This window comes from Rhodoluna sp. KAS3, assembly GCF_026000575.1.
Classification (GTDB): Bacteria; Actinomycetota; Actinomycetes; order Actinomycetales; family Microbacteriaceae; genus Rhodoluna.
This window is the reverse complement of the sequence record NZ_AP026910.1, coordinates 623,916-643,949: the sequence shown is the minus strand read 5'-3', so window position 1 is coordinate 643,949 and position 20,034 is coordinate 623,916. Positions and strand designations below refer to the sequence as shown.

Here is a 20,034-nt window from a genome sequence, read left to right as displayed (position 1 = left end):
CCTTGGCTTGCGGGCGCTGAACTGTTAGGCTTGAGAGGTTGCCGACTGGAGTGCTCAACGCGGCTGTTTGAGTACTCGTCACGGTGCGACCCCTGTATAGCCAAGGGGTCCGTGGCAGAGGAGTTCGTATGAACTCCAATTTGTGAACATTTACCGCTATAGAGAATCCTCGTGATTCATTGAAAGGAAGACGTGTCTAAAACCACACGTACTCGCAGCAAGACTCGTTTGTCTCGCGCGCTGGGCATTGCCCTAACCCCAAAGGCCGCTAAGTACCTTGAGAAGCGTCCATACGCTCCAGGTGAGCACGGTCGCACCAAGAAGAAGGCTGACAGCGACTACGCCGTTCGTCTTCGCGAGAAGCAGCGTCTACGCGCCCAGTACGGTATTCGTGAGGCTCAGCTTCGCAAGACCTTCCAGGAAGCAAAGCGTGCCGAGGGCCTAACCGGTGAAAACCTAGTCGAGCTACTTGAGATGCGTCTAGACGCGATTGTTCTGCGCGCAGGTTTCGCACGCACCATCGCTCAGGCACGTCAGATGGTTGTTCACCGTCACATCCTTGTGAATGGTGAGCGCGTTGACCGCCCATCATTCCGCGTAAAGCCTGGACAGCTAGTACACGTCCACGAGAAGTCAGAATCAACCGAGCCTTTCCAGGTTGCGGCTGCTGGCGGTCACGTAGATGTACTACCTCCAGTTCCTGGCTACCTAGACGTTTCACTAGACAAGCTTCACGCGACTCTAGTTCGTCGTCCAAAGCGCGCTGAAGTTCCAGTTACCTGTGAAGTTCAGCTTGTTGTTGAGTACTACGCTGCTCGATAATTTTTAGTAAAGGGGATTCAGATGAGCGGTGGAGACATAGCAGCACTCATTGCAGCAGGCGGTTTCGTCTTGCTTGTGATTTTTATTGCTGTGCCTCTGCTCAAGCTCGGGCGTGTTCTTGATGAGACTCGGACTTCAATCCGAGACCTCAACGAGAGCGTGGCTCCACTGCTGTCTGAACTCACCGAAACTGTCACTGCCACAAACAAGCAGTTGAACAAGATCGATGTCATAACTGAAAACGTTGCAGAAGTTAGCTCTAACATCAGCTCGTTGGTTGCAGTTTTTTCAGCTACCGTCGGTTCACCACTAGCGAAGATTGCTGGACTCACCCAGACTCTTCGAAGCACCTTTCTAGGTAAAAAGAAGTAGGTCACCTCATGAAGAAATTTTTCTGGTTCGTAGTTGGCACTGCCGCTGGCCTTGCCGCGGCAAAGCAAATCAAAGAAAACCCAAAGGCTGCTGCTTTGGTTGAGGAATACACTCAGAAGGCTCGCGAATTTGGTGCCTACGTGACTGAAGGCTTCAACGAGCGCTCGGCCGAGTTGAACACTCAGCGCGCTAAGGATTCAGGCACTACCTCGGCTTCACAGCCAACCGAAATCTAACGTGCAGACGGCAGAGATTCGTCGCCGCTGGCTTGATTTTTTCGAAAATAAAGGTCACACGGTAGTTCCTTCGGCTTCGCTCATTAGCGAGGACCCGTCTCTACTCTTCACCGTTGCGGGTATGGTTCCATTCATCCCGTACATGAGTGGACTTGTGCCAGCGCCGTACCCAAGGGCAACTAGCGTTCAGAAGTGTGTTCGCACGCTCGACATTGAAGAAGTCGGCAAGACCACCCGTCACGGAACCTTCTTCCAGATGAACGGAAACTTCTCGTTCGGTGATTACTTCAAGCCTGAAGCCATTGCCTTTGCCTGGGAGTTTCTGACCGGTTCGGTTGAGAGCGGTTGCTTGGGACTTGACCCGCAACTGCTCTGGGTAACCGTTTTCCAAGATGACGACGAGTCAATTCAGATCTGGCGCGATGTAGCTGGCATTCCAATGGAGCGCATTCAGCGCCGCGGGATGAAGGACAACTACTGGTCTACTGGACAACCAGGTCCAGCAGGACCTTGTTCCGAGATTTACTATGACCGTGGGCCAGCTTACGGTCGCGAGGGTGGCCCAGAGGCCGACGAAGATCGCTACATCGAGATCTGGAACCTAGTTTTCATGCAGTACGAGCGCGGCCAGGGAACTGGCAAAGATAGCTTCGAGATACTCGGTGAACTTCCGAAGAAGAACATAGACACAGGAATGGGTCTGGAACGCGTTGCATTCTTGATGCAGGGCGTTGAGAACCTCTACGAGATCGACCAGGTTCGTCCGGTTCTCGACCTAGCAGCAAAACTTTCAGGTAAAACCTACGGCGCAAACACTGAAGATGATGTTCGCCTTCGTGTTGTCGCAGACCACGTTCGTTCAGCACTGATGCTCATCGGTGATGGTGTAACCCCGGCTAACGATGGCCGCGGCTACGTGCTCCGCCGCTTGCTTCGCCGCACCGTGCGCGCCATGCGCCTACTTGGTGTCGATCAACCAACTTTCGGACAACTCTTCCCAGAGTCTAAAGACGCTATGAAGGCTGCCTACCCAGAGCTAGAGGTCGAATTCGAGCGCATTCTTAGAGTTGCAATTGCTGAAGAAGAAACCTTCCTTCGTACTCTTTCTGCAGGAACCGTCTTCCTTGACCAGGCGCTTGATGAAGTAAAGAGCAGCGGATCAAAGCAGCTTGCCGGTGATGCAGCATTCTTGTTGCACGACACCTACGGTTTTCCTATCGATCTAACTCTCGAGATTGCCGAAGAGGCAGGCCTCACGGTTGATAGAGATGGATTCAAGGCTTTGATGGCTGAACAGCGCGACCGTGCCAAGGCCGACGCACGCGAAAAGAAGCTCGGTGGAACCGACCTTTCTGTTTACTCAGCTTTCCGAGCTCTGGGTGTAACCAAGTTCACCGGATACGAGCAACTAGCAACTGAAGGCTCAGTTCTAGGTCTGATCGTTGACGGCGCTGATGCTCGCATCGCAACGCAGGGTCAAATCGCCGAAGTAATCCTGGATGAGACATCTTTCTATGCGGAATCTGGCGGGCAGGACTCAGATGCTGGTTTCATCGTCGGATCTGGCGTAAAGCTAGAAGTACTGGATGTACAGAAGCCGGTTAAGGGCCTGATTAGCCACAAGGTTTTGGTTCGCGAAGGCCAGGTTGAGGTCGGTCAAAAACTTCAAACTGAGGTAGATGCAGAATGGCGCCTTGGCGCATGTCAGGCACACTCTGGTACCCACGTGGTGCACGCCGCGCTTCGCCAGGTGCTTGGCCCTACCGCCTTGCAAAGTGGTTCTTATAACAAACCTGGCTACTTGCGTCTTGACTTCTCATGGGCTCAGGCACTGAGCCTTGAGACTAAGTCTGAAATTGAAGAGGTCACCAACCTAGCCATCCGTGGAGACCTAGCCGTTAGCGCCCAGCTAATGGAATTGTCTGAGGCTCGCGAGTGGGGTGCCGTGGCTCTATTCGGTGAAACCTACGATGAACAAGTTCGTGTGGTTCAAATCGGTGGCCCTTGGTCACGTGAGCTTTGCGGTGGAACCCACGTTTCTCGAAGCGCTCAAATCGGTTTGGTATCGCTAATTGGCGAGGCTTCAGTTGGATCTGGTTCCCGCAGATTGGAAGCTCTGGTTGGTATCGAGGCATTCCGTAGCCTGGCTAGCGAACGCGCACTCGTTGCAAGACTGACTGATGCGCTAAAGACTCCGAAAGAGAACCTAGAAGAAAAACTTGCTTCGGCTATCGATGAGTTGAAAGCCGCACAGCGCAAGATTGCTTCGCTGCAGGCCGGTCAGCTGGCAGAACAAATTCCTGCTCTGATCGAGTCTGCCGAGCAGATTTCAGGAACGAGCTTTATCTCAGCAGATCTTGGACAGCTGGGTTCAGTGGACGACCTTAGGACTTTGGCTACGAAGATTCGTGACAAGGTAAACGGTTCATCATCTGTGATTGCCCTGTTCGGCGAGGTATCTGACAAACCGATGCTTGTTGTTGCGACCACCGAATCTGCAAGGACTGCTGGCCACAAGGCCGGAGCACTTGTTCGAGCAGCAAGTGCGGTGCTCGGCGGCGGTGGCGGCGGCAAGGATGACCTAGCCCAGGGTGGTGGAGCCGATACGAGCAAAATCTCTGAGGCTCTTGCTGCCATTCGCGGAGCGTTGAACGCATAGTGCTTAGCGGTCGCCGACTTGGCGTCGACGTTGGCACCGTCCGGGTAGGCGTTGCCATCAGTGACTTCCATGCGATCTTGGCATCAGGCCTGGGTAATGCCGTTCGCAAGGAATCTCTGGAGGACAGCTGCCAAGAGGTTTTGAAGCTTACCGATGGTGAAGACCTAGTGGTAATTTACGTTGGTCTTCCACTCAACATGGCGGGCAAACCCACCGCCTCGACCCAGGATGCCATCCGATTTGGAGCAACGCTTCAAAACATGGTTAACTGCCCGGTACGGTTTGTCGATGAAAGACTAACTACGGTTTCGGCAACTGCCGCTTTGCGTGCATCCGGCAAAAATTCAAAGAATGGCCGAAAAATCATTGATCAGGTTGCGGCGACAGTAATCTTGGAGAACGCCCTGCAGATCGAGCGCAGTACCGGCGAATTTGCTGGCAAATCTTTAGAGGACCTTGATGACTAATAAGACCTTTATCCGTCGCCGGATAATCGCCGCCATCGCTGTTCTGGCCTTGGTATTGGGCGGTGTCACCGCATATGCCAACCGTGGCGCTATCCGGGCCGGTATTGAACAAATTTTAGGAAACGACTTCTCTGGTCCTGGTCAAGGCGAGGCACTCATCACCATCGAAGAGGGTTTTGATGGCTCAGATGTGGCCCAAGCCTTGGTCGATGCTGGAGTTGTCAAAAGCTTTCAGACCACCTACAAGCTAATCCTCGAGACTAATCCGAGTTTTTACCCTGGTACCTACCGGCTCAAGCTTCAGATGAGTTCGAGCCAAGCGCTAGCCGCGTTAGCCGACCCAAGTAGCGTTGTAGCCAATCGCACGATTATTCGTGAGGGGCTCCGAGCATCGGTGATCTTTAAGACGCTCAGCACCGACACCGGTATTCCCCTTGCTGAATTCCAGGATCTATTCGAACAGCCCGAATTATTTGGGCTTTCAGCTAATTTGCCAAGTATCGAGGGTTACCTTTTTCCGGCAACCTATTCGTTCGGCCCGAATGAATCCGCGCAGAGCATTTTGCAGGCGATGGTTGACCGGATGAATCAGGAAATCGACCGCTTTGGCATTCCAGCCGACGAGGTACACGAGATTCTGACCATGGCCTCAATCATTCAAAAAGAGGCGCGCCTCGAGCCCGATTTCTTCAAAGTGTCTAGAACTTTTTACAATCGCCTCAATGCCAACATGGCGTTTCAGTCCGATGCCACAGTCAGTTATGGCGTTGGTGGCAACACCGTGAGCACCACCGATGAAGAGCGTGCTAACGACAACGGATACAACACCTACCTGTATCCAGGACTTCCTATTGGACCAATTAGTGCGCCCGGAGCATTAGCAATTGATGCAGCCCTGAATCCTGCCGACGGCGACTGGTTCTACTTCTGCACCATAAATCTTGAGACCGGAGAAACTGTCTTCAGTGAGACCCTGGCCGAGCACGAGCGCGCCGTTGCGCAATGGTTGGCCTGGATGATGGAAAACCCTGAATATGAGTAAGAAATTCGCCGTCTTAGGGCAACCAATTGAGCATTCAAAGTCTCCAACAATCCACCTAGCCGCTTATCGGGTGCTTGGTGAGGATTGGGCCTACGGCAGGGCAGAGGTAAATAAAGGCTTTCTTCGCACCTTTATCGGTGGTTTAGAGGATCCTTGGGATGGTTTCAGCGTAACCATGCCGCTGAAAGAAGAAGCCACCAGGTTTGCCGACGACCTAGACGAATTTGCGAAGCAAACCGGCGCTACCAACACTCTGGTGCGCGACGAAAAGGGCACTTGGCATGGTTACAACACTGACGTGTTCGGCATCTACCAGGCTGTGCGAGAACGAACTTTCACGCCAATCGATACTAGTTTGGTTATTGGATCTGGTGCAACGGCTACCTCGGCAATCGCCGCCATTGCCAAGCTTGCACCGGGTTCAAAAGTAAAAGTCCATGCACGGAATCCCAAAACTCGCAAAGACCTCTTGAATTTTGCTAAATCCCTAGGGCTAAAGACTTCGAGAATTTGGGGACTGGTGAACACAATCGCCTCAGCCGATTTGGTGGTCAGCACCGTCCCAGCCCACGCGATGGACGCTCAGGCTGAAGAACTCGAAAAACTTAGCCTCTGGAAGCCGAATGGCTTACTCCTAGACGTTGCCTACAGCCCATGGCCAAGCAAAATTGCTTCACTTTGGATCAATCGTGGTGGCCAGGTTGCGAGCGGTTTTGAGATGCTTATTTGGCAGGCAGTGGCACAAATTCGCATTTTTAGGAGCGGCAACCCGTCACAAGAGTTGCCAAATGAAATTGCTGTAGTCGAGGCTATGCGCCGTTCGGTATCTGATTAGGGTTCACCTAACCGAACTGTGCAACACCTATGAGAGAATTGACGAATGTTACGTTGGATCACCGCAGGGGAGTCGCACGGGCCTGAGCTCGTTGCCGTTCTAGAAGGCCTGCCAGCCGGAGTACCGATCACCACCTCAGATGTTGCGGATGCACTTGCACGCCGACGCCTTGGTTATGGTCGTGGCGCCCGAATGAAGTTCGAGCAGGATGAGGTCTCACTCTCTGGTGGAGTAAGACATGGATTCACCATGGGCGGACCGGTAGCGATCACCGTTGCAAATACTGAGTGGCCAAAGTGGCAGGACGTAATGTCAGCCGACCCTGTAGCCGCCGACAAACTCACCGGCGCCCGCGCCGAGGCGTTGACCAGACCTCGACCTGGCCACGCAGACTTCACAGGTATGCAGAAGTACGGATTCCTCGACAGCCGCCCGGTACTGGAGCGTGCCAGCGCACGCGAAACTGCGGCACGCGTGGCTTTGGGAGCCGTCGCTTCAAGCTTCCTGAACGAGCTTGGTATTCGCCTAATCACTCACACGGTCGGCATCGGGCAAGTTATGGCCAGCAGCGACCTGCCGGTTCCAACCCCTGACGACATTTTCGCCATCGATCAAGACCCTATGCGCGCGTTCAATCCAGAGGTTTCGGCTGCTATGGTGGCCGAGGTTGACGAGTGCCACAAGGATGGAGACACCCTTGGTGGCGTAGTTGAGACTCTGGTCTACGGCCTGCCGCCAGGCTTGGGAACTTTTGTTCACTGGGATCGCCGCCTTGACGCGCAACTGGCAGCTGCACTGATGGGAATTCAGGCCATCAAGGGCGTTGAAGTTGGCGACGGTTTTGAAACCGCGCGCCGCCGCGGCTCGGTCGCACACGATGAGATTGAGCGCGATGGTCAGGGCGTAGTGCGCCGTTTGTCCCACCGCGCTGGTGGTATTGAGGGTGGAATGAGCAACGGCGAAGTACTTCGCGTCCGTGCTGCAATGAAGCCAATTTCGACAATCCCTAAGGCTTTGGCCACCATCGATGTAGCTACCGGCGAAGCTGCAAAAGCACACCACCAGCGATCAGACGTTTGCGCTGTACCAGCTGCCGGTGTGGTTGCTGAGGCCATGGTTGCACTTGTTTTGGCCAATTCGGTTTTGGAGAAGTTCGGTGGAGACTCGCTGGAGGAGACCAAGCGCAACCTGCACAGTTACCTCGCCAGCATCCCAGAAGTACTTAAGTCTTTCGATTCTCGCGACTAACATGCCTGACAAAAGCCAGGTAATCGTGCTGATTGGCCCAATGGGTGTCGGTAAGACAACGGTTGGGCGGAAACTAGCGAAGATTCTTGAGCTTCCATTTACCGACACGGATAGCCTGATCACGGACGAGCATGGCTCGATTAGCGAAATCTTCGAAAGTCGTGGCGAGTCAGCTTTCCGCGAAATCGAGGAAATCGCTGTCAAAAAGGCGCTTTCACAACCTGGAATCGTAGCTACGGGCGGCGGGGCAGTGCTGAGCGAAAGAAACCAAGCCGAGTTGGGCAAGGCAACCGTTATTTATCTGTCGACCGACGGTAAGCACATGGGCTCACGCCTTCGAAATGGCAATCGGCCGCTTCTGAAGAATGGCCTCTCTGACTGGCGCCGCATTTATGATTCACGACGGTCAACCTACGAAAAACTAGCCGACATCGAAGTGAACACCTCGGGTCAACCACTAGCTGCTACCATCGCCGAAATTCGCGAGAAACTGGATATCAATGACTGACATCACTCGAATCACCGTGAACGGTGACAGCCCTTACGACATCATCATCGGCCGTGCCCTCCTGGGCGAGGTACCCTTGGCACTCGGCAAGGACGTTGCAAAGGTTCTGATCGTTCACCCCGTTGCGCTGAGCGCGAGTGCTGAACTTCTTCGAGAAACTTTGGTTACAGCTGGATATGAGGCCATCCTGGCTGGGGTTCCTGACAGTGAGGATGCCAAGCGGGTCGAGGTAGCAGCGTTCTGCTGGGGAATCATGGGCCAGGCTGACTTCACCAGAACAGACGCTGTAGTCGGATTTGGCGGCGGTTCAACCACTGACCTGGCCGGTTTCGTTGCTGCAACCTGGTTGCGCGGAGTAAAACTAATTCAGGTTCCAACCACCCTGCTAGGAATGGTTGACGCAGCAATCGGTGGCAAAACCGGTATCAATACATCAGAGGGCAAAAACCTAGTCGGATGTTTCTACGCTCCGGCAGCCGTGATCATTGATTTGGACACGTTAGTGAGCCTGGCTAAGAACGAAATTCTCGCCGGATTCGGTGAGGTCGTAAAGTACGGCTTCATCGCCGACGAACGCATTCTCGAGCTAATCGAGGCCGATGTAGCGGTTGCCACTGATCCAAATTCAGATGCTTTCCGCGAGATCATCGAGCGCTCTGTGGCCATAAAGGCACGCGTAGTTGGTTCTGATTTCAAGGAGGCTGGAATGCGTGAAATCCTGAACTACGGCCACACTCTGGGCCACGCAATCGAGCACGCCGAGCGATACAAGTGGCGTCACGGCGCTGCCATCTCAATCGGCATGGTTTTCGTAGCTGAATTGGCTCGACTTGCCGGCCGCTTGTCCGATGACGTTGTCGACCGCCACCGCAGCGTTTTGACCCTTCTCGGTCTGCCGATTTCTTACGACCCGCACAAATGGAGTCAGCTGCAAGAGACAATGCAGCGAGACAAGAAAACTCGAGCCGGAACGCTCCGCTTTGTGGTCTTGGATGCAATCGGTAAACCGACAATTATGACGGCCCCGGCACCTGAACTCCTTCACGCAGCCTTCCAAGAGATTGTCTAGCCCTCAAGGTAACCTAGTCGCATGAGAAAAGTTCTGGTACTCAATGGCCCAAACCTAGGCCGCCTTGGTTCTCGCGAACCCGACATTTACGGCGCCATGGATTTTGCCGGACTAACCCGGGCAGTTGAATCAGAGGCTAATTTGCTGGGACTGACCGCCGAAACCAGACAGACTGACAGCGAATCGCAGCTGATTGCTTGGATTCACGAGGCCGTGGACACTCAGAGTGACGTAGTGCTAAACCCTGCGGCTTTCACCCACTACTCGTATGCGCTTCGCGATGCCGCCGTGCAAATCACTAAGGCTGGCCTAAAGCTGATTGAGGTTCACTTGAGCAACCCGCACACCCGCGAGGAGTTTCGCCACACCAGCGTAATTTCAGGTGTTGCAAGCGGTGTAATTGCTGGTTTCGGCGTGGATTCATACCTGCTTGCTTTGCGCCAGCTAACTCGCTAACTGAGCTCGCCTTCGGTAGACTAAATCCGCAGGGATTCGGTCCCGCTATTTTTTTGCCCCAAACTAACACCTGAAACGAGTGATTGATCGTCATGGCTACTTCAAATGACCTAAAGAACGGCATGGTTCTTAACATCGAGGGGCAGCTATGGGCTGTCGTCGAATTCCAGCACGTTAAGCCTGGAAAAGGTGCAGCTTTCGTACGCTCAAAGCTCAAGAACGTCATGACCGGCAAAGTTGTCGACAAGACCTTCAACGCTGGCGTAAAGGTTGAGACCGCCAACGTTGACAAGCGCAACATGACCTACTTGTACAACGATGGTGAAGGCTTCATCTTCATGGATGCCGAAACCTACGACCAGATCACTCTTAATGAGGCCACCGTTGGCGACGCAGTCAACTACCTCCTTGAAAACCAAGAGGCAGTTGTGGCTATGCATGAAGGCAACCCAATCTACGTTGAGCTTCCAGCATCGGTTGTTCTAATGGTCACCTACACCGAGCCTGGCCTACAGGGTGACCGTTCGAGCGGTGGCACCAAGCCAGCAACCGTTGAGACCGGTCTTCAGATTCAAGTACCTCTGTTCCTAGAGAACAACACCAAGGTCCGCGTAGACACCCGCACCGGTGACTACCTCGGCCGCGTGACTGACTAATCAGTTGAGCGCCAGAACTAAAGCGCGCAAACGCGCTGTAGATGCTGTTTTCGCGGCCGATATTCGTAAGATTTCTCCGCTGTTGCTGCTGGACGAGGTTGCGAACCTGGCTGCGGATCGTCAGAATCAGGACGCAATCTTTGGCTATGCTCGCGAAATCGTTGAGGGCGTCATCGAACATCATGACGAGATCGATGACCTCCTAGAGACCTACTCGCAGGGATGGGCTTTGGATCGTATGCCAAACCTAGATCGCGCAATCCTGCGCGTTGCCGTTTGGGAAATCTTGCACAACGACTCTGTTCCCGATGGCGTGGCAATCAACGAAGCAGTCGAGCTCGCGAAAGAGCTGTCAACCGATGAATCAGGCTCGTTTGTGAACGGTTTGCTTTCAAGAATCTCATCAACAAAGGCCGCCAACTAAGGCCTAACTGGTAGACTTTAACCAACATCCTTTAAGGCTGTCCAGAGAGGCAGAGAAGGAGGTGGGCGTGTCTTCACGCACCGTCTTGAGTAGTGACGATATCAATCGCGCAGTCACGCGTATCGCACACGAAATTCTTGAAGCCAACACTGCTATGCAGAAGAGTGGCTCAGCAAATCTAGTGATTTTGGGTATCCCAACCCGCGGCGTTTGGCTGGCCGAACGAATCGCTGAAGTTATTGCCAGAACTGAACCTGGAATTTTGGTTGAAGACCTTCTTGGCCGCCTAGACATCACAATGTACCGCGATGACCTTGCCTCAAACCCGACCCGTCCGGTAACCGAAACTCACATCCCGCAGCAGGGCATCGATGACAAGGTTGTGGTCTTGGTCGATGATGTTTTGTTTAGCGGACGCACCATTCGCGCCGCACTTGACGCACTCAATGATTTTGGAAGACCGCGAGCGGTGAAACTTGCCGTCTTGGTTGATCGGGGTCACCGCGAGCTGCCTATCCGTGCGGATTTTGTTGGAAAGAACCTACCTACTTCAAGAGAAGAACGAATCAGTGTGCGCCTAAGCGAGACTGACAATGAGAATGCCGTGGTGATTGAAGGATGATTCGTAACCTGTTGTCGGGCGCCGATTTAAGTCGTGACCAGGCCGTCGAGATTTTGGACATCGCCGAGGGAATGTCGGATGTAAACGATCGCGAGATCAAGAAGCTTCCGACTCTCCGAGGTAAAACCGTCGTAAACCTGTTTTTTGAGGATTCGACACGAACCCGAATCTCATTCGAATTGGCTGCAAAACGACTTTCGGCAGACGTAATCAACTTTTCTGCCAAGGGTTCCAGTGTGTCCAAGGGGGAGAGCCTCAAGGATACTGCTCAGACCCTTGAAGCTATGGGGGCCGACGCAGTGGTAATCAGGCACTCAGCATCGGGAGCTGCCAATGTTCTTGCGCACAGCGGCTGGATAAATGGGGCCATCGTCAACGCCGGAGATGGAACACACGAGCACCCAACCCAGGCTCTGCTGGATGCATTCACCATGCGAAAGCGTTTTCATGGAAGTGCGAGCACTGGCAAGGACCTGTCAGGCCTGAGAGTTGCAATCGTCGGCGATGTACTTCACTCGCGTGTCGCCAGATCTAACCTATTGCTACTCAACACTCTCGGCGCTGAAGTGCATTTTGTCGCACCGCCAACCTTGCTGCCGGCAAATCCGTCAAATTGGCAGGCCAAAATTCACTATTCCCTCGATGACGTGCTAGACAACGAGAAGCCGGATGTTGTAATGATGCTTCGCGTTCAAGCCGAGCGCATGAATGCTTCTTACTTTCCATCAGAGCGCGAGTACTCAAGAATCTGGGGTTTCAATTCGGACCGCTTGAAGAGACTCAAGCCAAATTCAATAGTCATGCACCCCGGACCAATGAACCGCGGGCTAGAAATTGATGCCATCTCAGCTGATTCGCCACAGTCAACCGTGCTGGAACAGGTCGCGAACGGTGTTTCTGTTCGCATGGCAGTTCTGTATTCCCTCCTCTCTGGCGAAAGGGCCAACGATGTCAACTAAGTACCTTTTTGTAAACGCGAAACTTGCCGATGGCACGGTATCTGACATTGAAGTCAGCGAAGACCGAATTTCTGCGATTGGCGTTGGCTTAGAAAGCTCGGATGCTGAGCGCATCGACTGTGCGGGCCTGGTTGCATTGCCTGGATTCGTTGATCTGCACACTCACCTTCGTGAGCCTGGATTTGAGCAGAGCGAAACCGTTCTGACCGGAACCCAGGCAGCAGCGATGGGTGGCTACACTGCGGTTCACGCAATGGCAAACACCAGTCCAGTTGCTGACACCGCTGGAGTTGTTGAGCAGGTAGCCGCCTTGGGTCGCGAAGCCGGCTACGCCGATGTTTACCCAATTGGTGCGGTAACCGTAGGACTCGAAGGCAAGCAAATGGCCGAGCTTGGAGCCATGGCCAATTCCAAGGCCCAGGTCAAAGTCTTTTCTGACGATGGCAAGTGCGTCCACGACCCGGTAATCATGCGCCGCGCCCTTGAATACGTCAAGGCCTTTGATGGTGTCATTGCACAGCATGCTCAAGAGCCTCGCTTGACCGAAGGCGCCCAGATGAATGAGGGTGCTGTTTCGGCGGAACTTGGACTTACCGGCTGGCCAAGTGTGGCAGAAGAGTCGATAATCGCGCGCGATGTGCTACTCGCTGAGCACGTCGACTCAAGAATTCACATTTGCCACCTTTCAACGGCCGGCTCGGTAGAAATCGTAAGATGGGCTAAGGCACGCGGAATCAAGGTGACTGCTGAAGTAACCCCTCACCACCTTTTACTTACCGATGAATTGGTTCGCTCTTACGATGCCGTATACAAAGTGAACCCGCCGCTTCGAACTCAAAAAGACGTGGAAGCACTCCGTGAGGCATTGATCGACGGAACCATTGACATCGTTGCAACTGACCACGCGCCACACCCGATTGAAGCCAAGGATTGCGAGTGGAATGCAGCAGCATTCGGCATGTTGGGGCTAGAAACCGCCGCTTCCATAGCTCAGGAAGTACTGATTGAGAGTGGCCGATCTAACTGGAGCCGCTTGGCTGAAGTCATGTCAATTAACCCTGCGAAGATTGCTCGTGATATGAACGCTGGCCAGGCTCTCGAAATTGGCAACGCAGCCAACATCGCATTTATCGACCCGAGCGCAAAGCGAACAATTGTTGCCGAGTCGGCTTCGAAATCGGTGAACAATCCTTATGTTGGATTGGAACTACCAGGTCGAGTGATCCACACGGTCTATCGTGGCTATCTAACCGTGAGAAACGGCGAATTGGCGAAAGCGGGCCGCAACTGATGACCAAAGAAGTTATGGCCGTGTATGCGGCAATCCTGTTTGCCGCAATCGTCGCAATGGCGGTAACCGGCTGGAGACGAAGGATTTCAAGCCAGGTCGCTAAGTTCTCACAGCCGCTAGAAGCCCTGGAGTACTTCGGTGAACTGATCGCATCAGCTAATGGCTTTTATGTTGCCACTACCGAAGCGGCTAATCACCTAGAACGTATCGCAGCGTATGGCCTCGGAATTCGAGGCGAGGCTCAAATCCTAGTTTTCAACGAGGGTCTTTTGATTGTTCGCAAGGGGGAGCGACCACTTGCTCTTGATAGAGCACAGATTGATTCCGTATCGACAAATCAAGCCGTCATCGACCGAGTAGTTGAAGCAGATGGCTTGATCACCGTGAACTGGACCCAGGACACCCATAAACTTTCGACGCACCTGCGCGCAGTTGACTCAACCGGTCGCGCAGCATTGCTCGAGGCAATCTCAAAAATCACCACCAGAGAGGCATCCAAATGAACCAAGCAGTACTTGTCCTAGAAGACGGTCGTGTATTCCGCGGCCAGCCATACGGGGCTACCGGAACCACTCTCGGTGAGGCCGTTTTCGCAACCGGCATGACCGGATATCAGGAGACCCTAACCGATCCTTCATATGCTGGTCAGATTGTTGTTCAGACAGCACCGCACATCGGAAATACCGGAGTCAACGCCCGAGACGAGGAGTCGTCAAAGGTTTGGGTTGCCGGCTACGTGGTCCGCGACCCGAGCCGTATTGTTTCGAACTTCAGATCTGAAAACTCCCTTCCAACCGAGTTGGAGAAATACGGTGTGGTTGGCATCGCAGGTATCGACACCCGCGCCCTGACCCGCCATTTGCGTTCACGCGGTTCGATGCGCGCCGGTATCTTCTCGGGAGAGGCCGCTAAAGCTCCACTTGAGGATCTCGTTGCTCAGGTTAACGGTGCGGCCAAGATGAAGGGCCTTTCGCTCAGCGATGTCGTTACCACCGCTGACTCCTACACAGTTGCCGCTGAAGGAGAGAAGATCGGCCGGGTTGCGATTCTTGACCTCGGTATCAAGCGTTCAACGATTGAGCACATGTGTGCCCGCGGTCTCGAAGTTGTGGTTTTCCCAGCTCGTGTTGATGCTCCAACCTTGTTGGCAGCTAACCCGGATGCAGTCTTCTACTCGAACGGCCCTGGCGACCCAGAAGCTGCTGAGGGTCAGGTTTCAGTGCTGCGCGAGATCTTGAGCCAGAAAATCCCATTCTTTGGAATTTGCTTCGGCAACCAGCTCTTGGGTCGTGCCCTTGGTTTTGAAACTTATAAGCTTCCGTTCGGTCACCGCGGAATCAACCAGCCAGTGCTTGACCGCAAGACTGGCCGAGTTGAAGTAACCGCACACAACCACGGATTTGCCGTAAAGGTTGAAGGCGGGCCAGAGGTTGAAAGCCCAGCTGGTTTCGGTCGAGTTACCGTCAGCCACGTTTCTCTAAACGACGACTGCGTCGAGGGCCTCGAGTGCCTCGACATCCCAGCCTTCTCGGTCCAGTATCACCCAGAGGCTGCTGCCGGACCACACGATTCAAACTACCTATTCGACCGCTTGGTCGACCTAATCAAGACCAACAAGGTGGCCAAATAATGCCAAAGCGTTCAGACATCAATAGCGTTCTCGTAATCGGCTCGGGCCCGATTGTCATCGGTCAGGCCTGCGAGTTTGACTACTCGGGTACTCAGGCATGCCGTGTTCTTCGCGAAGAGGGCATTCGAGTGATCTTGGTTAACTCAAACCCGGCAACCATCATGACCGACCCAGATTTTGCCGATGCAACCTACATTGAGCCAATCACCCCAGAGGTAATCGAGGCAATTATTGCCAAAGAGAAACCGGATGCGATTCTGCCAACCCTTGGTGGCCAGACCGCGCTAAATGCCGCAATGGCACTTCACGAGCTAGGCATTCTTGAGAAGTACAACGTTGAACTTATCGGTGCCAAGGTTGACGCGATCAAGAAGGGTGAAGACCGCCAGATTTTCAAGCAGCTAGTACTGGATGCTGGTGCCGACGTTGCAAAATCGGTGATTTGCTCAACCCTCGACGAATGCCTCGAGGCCGTCGGAGAACTTGGCTACCCACTGATGGTTCAGCCATCTTTCACCATGGGTGGATTGGGTTCAGGTTTTGCACACGATGAAGAAGAGCTGCGCCGCATTTGTGGCTCGGGTCTTCAGGCCAGCCCGGTAGGTCAGGTCCTTCTATCCGAGTCGATTCTTGGCTGGAAAGAGTACGAGCTTGAACTAATGCGTGACACCAACGACAACTGCGTTGTGGTTTGTTCAATCGAAAACGTTGACCCTGTAGGTGTGCACACCGGTGATTCAATTACCGTTGCACCGGCTCTAACCCTTACAGACCGTGAGTATCAGAACCTCCGCGACATTTCGATCGACATCATCCGTGCCGTTGGAGTAGATACCGGTGGTTGCAACATTCAGTTTGCTGTCGACCCATCGAACGGTCGCGTGGTTGTTATTGAAATGAACCCAAGAGTCTCTCGTTCATCGGCTTTGGCTTCTAAGGCAACCGGATTCCCAATTGCCAAAATTGCTGCCAAGTTGGCTGTGGGTTACACCCTTGACGAAATCCCAAACGACATCACCAAGGTAACTCCAGCAAGCTTCGAGCCGACTCTGGACTACATCGTGGTAAAGGTTCCTCGTTTTGCGTTTGAGAAGTTCCCTGCAGCCAATGCAACTCTGACCACGACTATGAAGTCGGTTGGAGAGGCCATGGCAATCGGCCGCAACTACAGCCAGGCACTGCAGAAGGCCCTGCGCAGCCTTGAACGCCGTGGTTCGTCATTCCACTGGGATGGTCCGCTGGGTAACGTAGACGAACTGCTCGAGGCAATCAAGACTCCGACCGATGGTCGCATCGTGTTGTTGCAGCAAGCTCTTCGCGCTGGTGCGACACCGGAACAGGTATTTGAGTCAACCAAGATGGACCCTTGGTTCATCGACCAAATTGTTCTAATCAACGAGGTTGCTGACTCAATCGCTGGCGCACCGAGCCTAGATGAGGGCGTCATTCGCCACGCCAAGGACCACGGGTTCAGTGACATTCAGATTGCGTCGTTGAGAGGCATCAGTGAATCTGAGGTTCGCAGCATGCGACACAGCCTCAGACTCCGTCCGGTCTTCAAAACTGTTGACACCTGCGCCGGTGAGTTCCCGGCACTGACCCCTTACCACTACAGCACCTACGAGGAAGAGACCGAGGTGGTTCCTTCGGACCGTAAGAAGGTCGTGATTCTAGGATCCGGTCCAAACCGAATTGGTCAGGGCGTTGAGTTCGACTACAGCTGCGTTCACGCATCATTTGCACTCTCAGACGCTGGTTACGAAACCATCATGATCAACTGCAACCCTGAGACCGTTTCAACTGACTACGACACTTCGGATCGTCTCTACTTTGAGCCACTAACTCTTGAGGACGTCCTCGAGGTTATTCATGCTGAGCAGCAGAGCGGCGAATTGGTCGGTGTTGTAGTGCAGCTCGGTGGCCAGACAGCTCTTGGACTCGCAAAGGGACTTGAGGCTGCCGGAATTCCTATTCTTGGAACCTCACCTTCAGCCATCGACCTAGCCGAAGAGCGCGGTTTGTTCTCGAAGATTCTCGAAGACGGAGACCTGCTTGCGCCACCAAATGGAACTGCTTTGAACTTGGCCGAGGCCGAAGTTATCGCAGCGCGAATTGGTTACCCGGTTCTGGTCCGCCCATCCTTCGTCCTTGGCGGTCGCGGTATGGAAATCATTTACGACCAGGCTGGCGTGAGAGATTACTTCGACAGAATTAAGGACCAGGCCATCGTTGGACCAGACCACCCGCTTTTGGTTGATCGCTTCCTAGACTTTGCCATCGAAATTGACATCGATGCTCTGTTCGACGGCGAAGACCTTTACGTCGGTGGTGTCATGGAGCACATTGAAGAGGCTGGTATCCACTCGGGCGACTCAAGTTGCACACTGCCTCCGGTAACTCTAAGTGATGCCCAGATTGCGCGAGTTCGCGAGGCTACCCTGAAAATCGCTCAGGGAATCGGCGTACGCGGCTTGCTCAATGTTCAGTTCGCTCTGGCAGCAGACGTCCTGTACGTTCTTGAGGCAAACCCACGTGCATCACGCACCGTTCCATTTGTCTCTAAGGCGCTTGGCATCACTTTGGCTAAGGCAGCATCTCTTGTAATGGTCGGCAAGACCATCAAGGAGCTTGTCGCTGAAGGTCACCTTCCAGAAGCAGACGGCACCTACATTCCAGCGGGATCACCAATCTCAGTCAAGGAAGCAGTTCTGCCATTCAAGCGTTTTGCAACCAAGGATGGTCGATTTGTGGACTCATTGCTAGGGCCAGAAATGCGCTCAACCGGTGAGGTCATGGGAATTGACGTTGACTTCCCGAAAGCATTCGCAAAGAGCCAGGCTGGAGCAGGCAGTGCTCTGCCGACCTCTGGCAGCATCTTCATCTCGGTTGCTGACCGTGACAAGCCTCAGGTGGTCCTTCCAGTCCGCCGACTGGAGCAACTTGGCTACAAGATTCTGGCTACCAGCGGCACTGCGGCCATTTTGGCTCGACACGGTATTCAGGCACAGGTTGTCAGAAAGCACACCGATGACGCAGCGGTCGCCGATGGCCCTAGCATTGTCGAGCTAATCACTGCCGGTCAGGTGGACGTAGTGGTAAACACTCCTTCAGGTTCAAGCGCCCGCAAGGACGGCTACGAGATCCGCGCGGCAACGACTGCAGCCGACAAAGCGATTTTCACAACAATCGCCCAGTTGAGTGCTGCAATCGGTTCGTTCGAAGCAGTGATTGCTGGCCCGTTCAGCGTCAAGTCACTTCAGGATCACGCAATCGACCGGGCGGTGGCACTTGCCAACTAGTTTCGGTTCGAAACTCGAGACGGCTTTCAATAGCCACGGTCAGTTGTGTGTTGGCATCGATCCACATGCCGCATTACTTGATGACTGGGGTTTGACTGATGACGTCAAGGGGCTTCGAGAGTTCACCAAGCGAGCTCTAGATTCCGCAGTCGGCAACGTGGGCATTATCAAGCCACAGGTTTCGTTCTTTGAGCGCCACGGGTCAGCCGGTTTTGCAGTGCTCGAAGAGCTGGCGCAGGCAGCTTTGAACACCGATTTAGTGGTCATCATGGACGCTAAACGCGGTGACATTGGCACCACGATGGATGCCTACTATGACGCTTGGCTTGGTAAATCTGCGCCGTTTGTCTGCGACGCCCTTACAGTCTCTCCTTATCTTGGATTCGATTCTTTGAAGCCCGGGATGGCTGAGTGTCTTGAGCGAGGCAAGGGTTTGATTGTTCTCTCTGCTACATCTAACCCTGAAGGCGCGGCACTTCAGCGTGCGACTGTGGGCGGAAAAACTATTGCTTCCCAAATTTGGGAGGGCTTGAGCGAGATAAACCGGGTTACCGCTGAAGCTGGCCGAAAACTTGGCTCATTCGGCGCTGTCATCGGGGCTACTCTGAACCTTCAAAGCATGGGCCTAGGCGTTGTTGTTGAAGGTCAGGCTACTGCCGCAACCCCGATTCTTGCGCCTGGTTTTGGTGCTCAAGGGGCTGAGCTGTCAGCAACCAGGCAGCTATTCGGCAAAGCCGCCGACCAGGTGATCCACTCTGTGTCGCGCAGCGTACTTTCGGCCGGTCCAATGGGTATGAGTAAGGCAATCCAGGTTGCCAACAGCGAACTTGCATTGGGGCTGGAGACTAATGTCTAGCCGCCTGACAGTGATCGCCGGACCAACCGCCGTTGGTAAAGGCACGGTAGTCGCTCACATTCTTGCCCATCACCCTGAGATAAAACTTTCGGTATCCGCAACCACCAGGCAGCCGAGACCCGGCGAAGTCGATGGAAAGAACTACTTCTTTCTGACTCACGAAAATTTTGATCAGTTGATCGAAGCCGGCGACATGTTGGAGTACGCGACAGTGCACGGAACCAACAAATACGGCACACCAAAGCAACCGATTATTGATGCGCTAGCACGTAACGAACAAATCATTCTCGAAATCGACATCCAGGGTGCCCGGCAGGTCAAGGCCGCCATGCCCGACGCAAAACTAATTTTCATTGCCCCTCCGAGCTGGGAGGAATTGGTTCGACGCCTGACCGGACGAGGCACGGAATCGGCAGAGGAGCAGGCTCAGCGCCTGGTTACAGCTCGTGAAGAATTGGCCGCTCAGTCTGAGTTTGACTACGTAGTTATCAACGATGAGGTGGCCAGATGTGCCTCTGAAGTCGTAGACTTGATACAGGCTTAGCGATTAATCAATCGCACACTCCACGCTAAAGACAACAGA

21 protein-coding genes are annotated in these 20,034 nt (G+C 53.8%); all 21 read left to right on the top strand.

Annotation, left to right across the window (positions count from 1 at the left end; all coding sequences use genetic code 11):
• Window positions 1-192: 192 nt before the first annotated feature.
• The 21 genes from rpsD to gmk all read left to right on the top strand — a co-directional run bounded on the left by rpsD (window position 193) and on the right by gmk (window position 19,995).
• On the top strand, window positions 193-822 hold the full coding sequence (rpsD, locus tag OO731_RS03215; protein ID WP_138275374.1) for a 30S ribosomal protein S4: 630 nt from the start codon (window positions 193-195) through the stop codon (window positions 820-822).
• A gap of 21 nt (window positions 823-843) precedes the next feature.
• Window positions 844-1,194: a DUF948 domain-containing protein gene (locus OO731_RS03210; RefSeq protein ID WP_138275373.1), complete on the top strand. Its 351-nt coding sequence runs from the start codon at window positions 844-846 to the stop codon at window positions 1,192-1,194.
• Window positions 1,195-1,202: 8 nt separating this feature from the next.
• On the top strand, window positions 1,203-1,430 hold the full coding sequence (locus OO731_RS03205; protein WP_138275372.1) for a hypothetical protein: 228 nt from the start codon (window positions 1,203-1,205) through the stop codon (window positions 1,428-1,430).
• A 1-nt stretch (window position 1,431) separates the two neighbouring features.
• Window positions 1,432-4,089: an alanine--tRNA ligase gene (gene alaS, locus OO731_RS03200; RefSeq protein WP_264890626.1), complete on the top strand. Its 2,658-nt coding sequence runs from the start codon at window positions 1,432-1,434 to the stop codon at window positions 4,087-4,089.
• Entirely contained in the window at window positions 4,089-4,556 is a 468-nt protein-coding gene (gene ruvX / locus OO731_RS03195) for a Holliday junction resolvase RuvX (protein WP_264890625.1), read from the top strand. The genes alaS and ruvX overlap by 1 nt, the downstream gene beginning before the upstream one ends.
• Complete coding sequence (gene mltG / locus OO731_RS03190; protein ID WP_264890624.1) at window positions 4,549-5,598, top strand: endolytic transglycosylase MltG; 1,050 nt, start codon at window positions 4,549-4,551, stop codon at window positions 5,596-5,598. The genes ruvX and mltG overlap by 8 nt, the downstream gene beginning before the upstream one ends.
• Window positions 5,591-6,433, top strand: coding sequence for a shikimate dehydrogenase (locus tag OO731_RS03185; RefSeq protein ID WP_264890623.1), 843 nt, complete (start codon window positions 5,591-5,593; stop codon window positions 6,431-6,433). The genes mltG and OO731_RS03185 overlap by 8 nt, the downstream gene beginning before the upstream one ends.
• 45 nt (window positions 6,434-6,478) lie before the next feature.
• Window positions 6,479-7,681, top strand: coding sequence for a chorismate synthase (gene aroC, locus OO731_RS03180; RefSeq protein WP_264890622.1), 1,203 nt, complete (start codon window positions 6,479-6,481; stop codon window positions 7,679-7,681).
• Between the two features lies 1 nt (window position 7,682).
• A complete protein-coding gene (locus OO731_RS03175; RefSeq protein WP_138316318.1) occupies window positions 7,683-8,189 on the top strand; it encodes a shikimate kinase in 507 nt (168 codons plus the stop codon).
• The gene (gene aroB / locus OO731_RS03170) at window positions 8,182-9,258 is read left to right on the top strand and encodes a 3-dehydroquinate synthase (protein WP_264890621.1); all 1,077 of its coding nucleotides are present in this window, start codon (window positions 8,182-8,184) and stop codon (window positions 9,256-9,258) included. The genes OO731_RS03175 and aroB overlap by 8 nt, the downstream gene beginning before the upstream one ends.
• A gap of 21 nt (window positions 9,259-9,279) precedes the next feature.
• On the top strand, window positions 9,280-9,714 hold the full coding sequence (locus OO731_RS03165; protein ID WP_138275364.1) for a type II 3-dehydroquinate dehydratase: 435 nt from the start codon (window positions 9,280-9,282) through the stop codon (window positions 9,712-9,714).
• 92 nt (window positions 9,715-9,806) lie between these two features.
• The gene (gene efp / locus OO731_RS03160) at window positions 9,807-10,370 is read left to right on the top strand and encodes an elongation factor P (protein ID WP_138275363.1); all 564 of its coding nucleotides are present in this window, start codon (window positions 9,807-9,809) and stop codon (window positions 10,368-10,370) included.
• Window positions 10,371-10,374: 4 nt separating this feature from the next.
• Window positions 10,375-10,794 (top strand): transcription antitermination factor NusB, encoded by a 420-nt coding sequence (gene nusB, locus OO731_RS03155; protein ID WP_138315507.1) that lies wholly within the window; start codon window positions 10,375-10,377, stop codon window positions 10,792-10,794.
• Between the two features lie 37 nt (window positions 10,795-10,831).
• Window positions 10,832-11,416 carry a bifunctional pyr operon transcriptional regulator/uracil phosphoribosyltransferase PyrR gene (gene pyrR, locus OO731_RS03150; RefSeq protein ID WP_272501205.1) on the top strand — a complete coding sequence of 195 codons (585 nt, stop codon included), beginning with the start codon at window positions 10,832-10,834 and terminating at the stop codon, window positions 11,414-11,416.
• The gene (locus tag OO731_RS03145) at window positions 11,416-12,375 is read left to right on the top strand and encodes an aspartate carbamoyltransferase catalytic subunit (protein ID WP_138276047.1); all 960 of its coding nucleotides are present in this window, start codon (window positions 11,416-11,418) and stop codon (window positions 12,373-12,375) included. The genes pyrR and OO731_RS03145 overlap by 1 nt, the downstream gene beginning before the upstream one ends.
• The gene (locus tag OO731_RS03140; protein WP_264890619.1) at window positions 12,365-13,666 is read left to right on the top strand and encodes a dihydroorotase; all 1,302 of its coding nucleotides are present in this window, start codon (window positions 12,365-12,367) and stop codon (window positions 13,664-13,666) included. Before OO731_RS03145 ends, OO731_RS03140 begins: the two co-directional genes overlap by 11 nt.
• The gene (locus OO731_RS03135; protein ID WP_264890618.1) at window positions 13,666-14,169 is read left to right on the top strand and encodes a hypothetical protein; all 504 of its coding nucleotides are present in this window, start codon (window positions 13,666-13,668) and stop codon (window positions 14,167-14,169) included. Before OO731_RS03140 ends, OO731_RS03135 begins: the two co-directional genes overlap by 1 nt.
• Window positions 14,166-15,296 (top strand): glutamine-hydrolyzing carbamoyl-phosphate synthase small subunit, encoded by a 1,131-nt coding sequence (gene carA, locus OO731_RS03130; RefSeq protein WP_264890617.1) that lies wholly within the window; start codon window positions 14,166-14,168, stop codon window positions 15,294-15,296. The genes OO731_RS03135 and carA overlap by 4 nt, the downstream gene beginning before the upstream one ends.
• The gene (gene carB, locus OO731_RS03125; protein WP_264890616.1) at window positions 15,296-18,595 is read left to right on the top strand and encodes a carbamoyl-phosphate synthase large subunit; all 3,300 of its coding nucleotides are present in this window, start codon (window positions 15,296-15,298) and stop codon (window positions 18,593-18,595) included. Before carA ends, carB begins: the two co-directional genes overlap by 1 nt.
• Window positions 18,585-19,451: an orotidine-5'-phosphate decarboxylase gene (gene pyrF, locus OO731_RS03120; RefSeq protein WP_264890615.1), complete on the top strand. Its 867-nt coding sequence runs from the start codon at window positions 18,585-18,587 to the stop codon at window positions 19,449-19,451. Before carB ends, pyrF begins: the two co-directional genes overlap by 11 nt.
• Window positions 19,444-19,995, top strand: coding sequence for a guanylate kinase (gene gmk / locus OO731_RS03115; RefSeq protein WP_264890614.1), 552 nt, complete (start codon window positions 19,444-19,446; stop codon window positions 19,993-19,995). Before pyrF ends, gmk begins: the two co-directional genes overlap by 8 nt.
• Window positions 19,996-20,034: the final 39 nt, after the last annotated feature.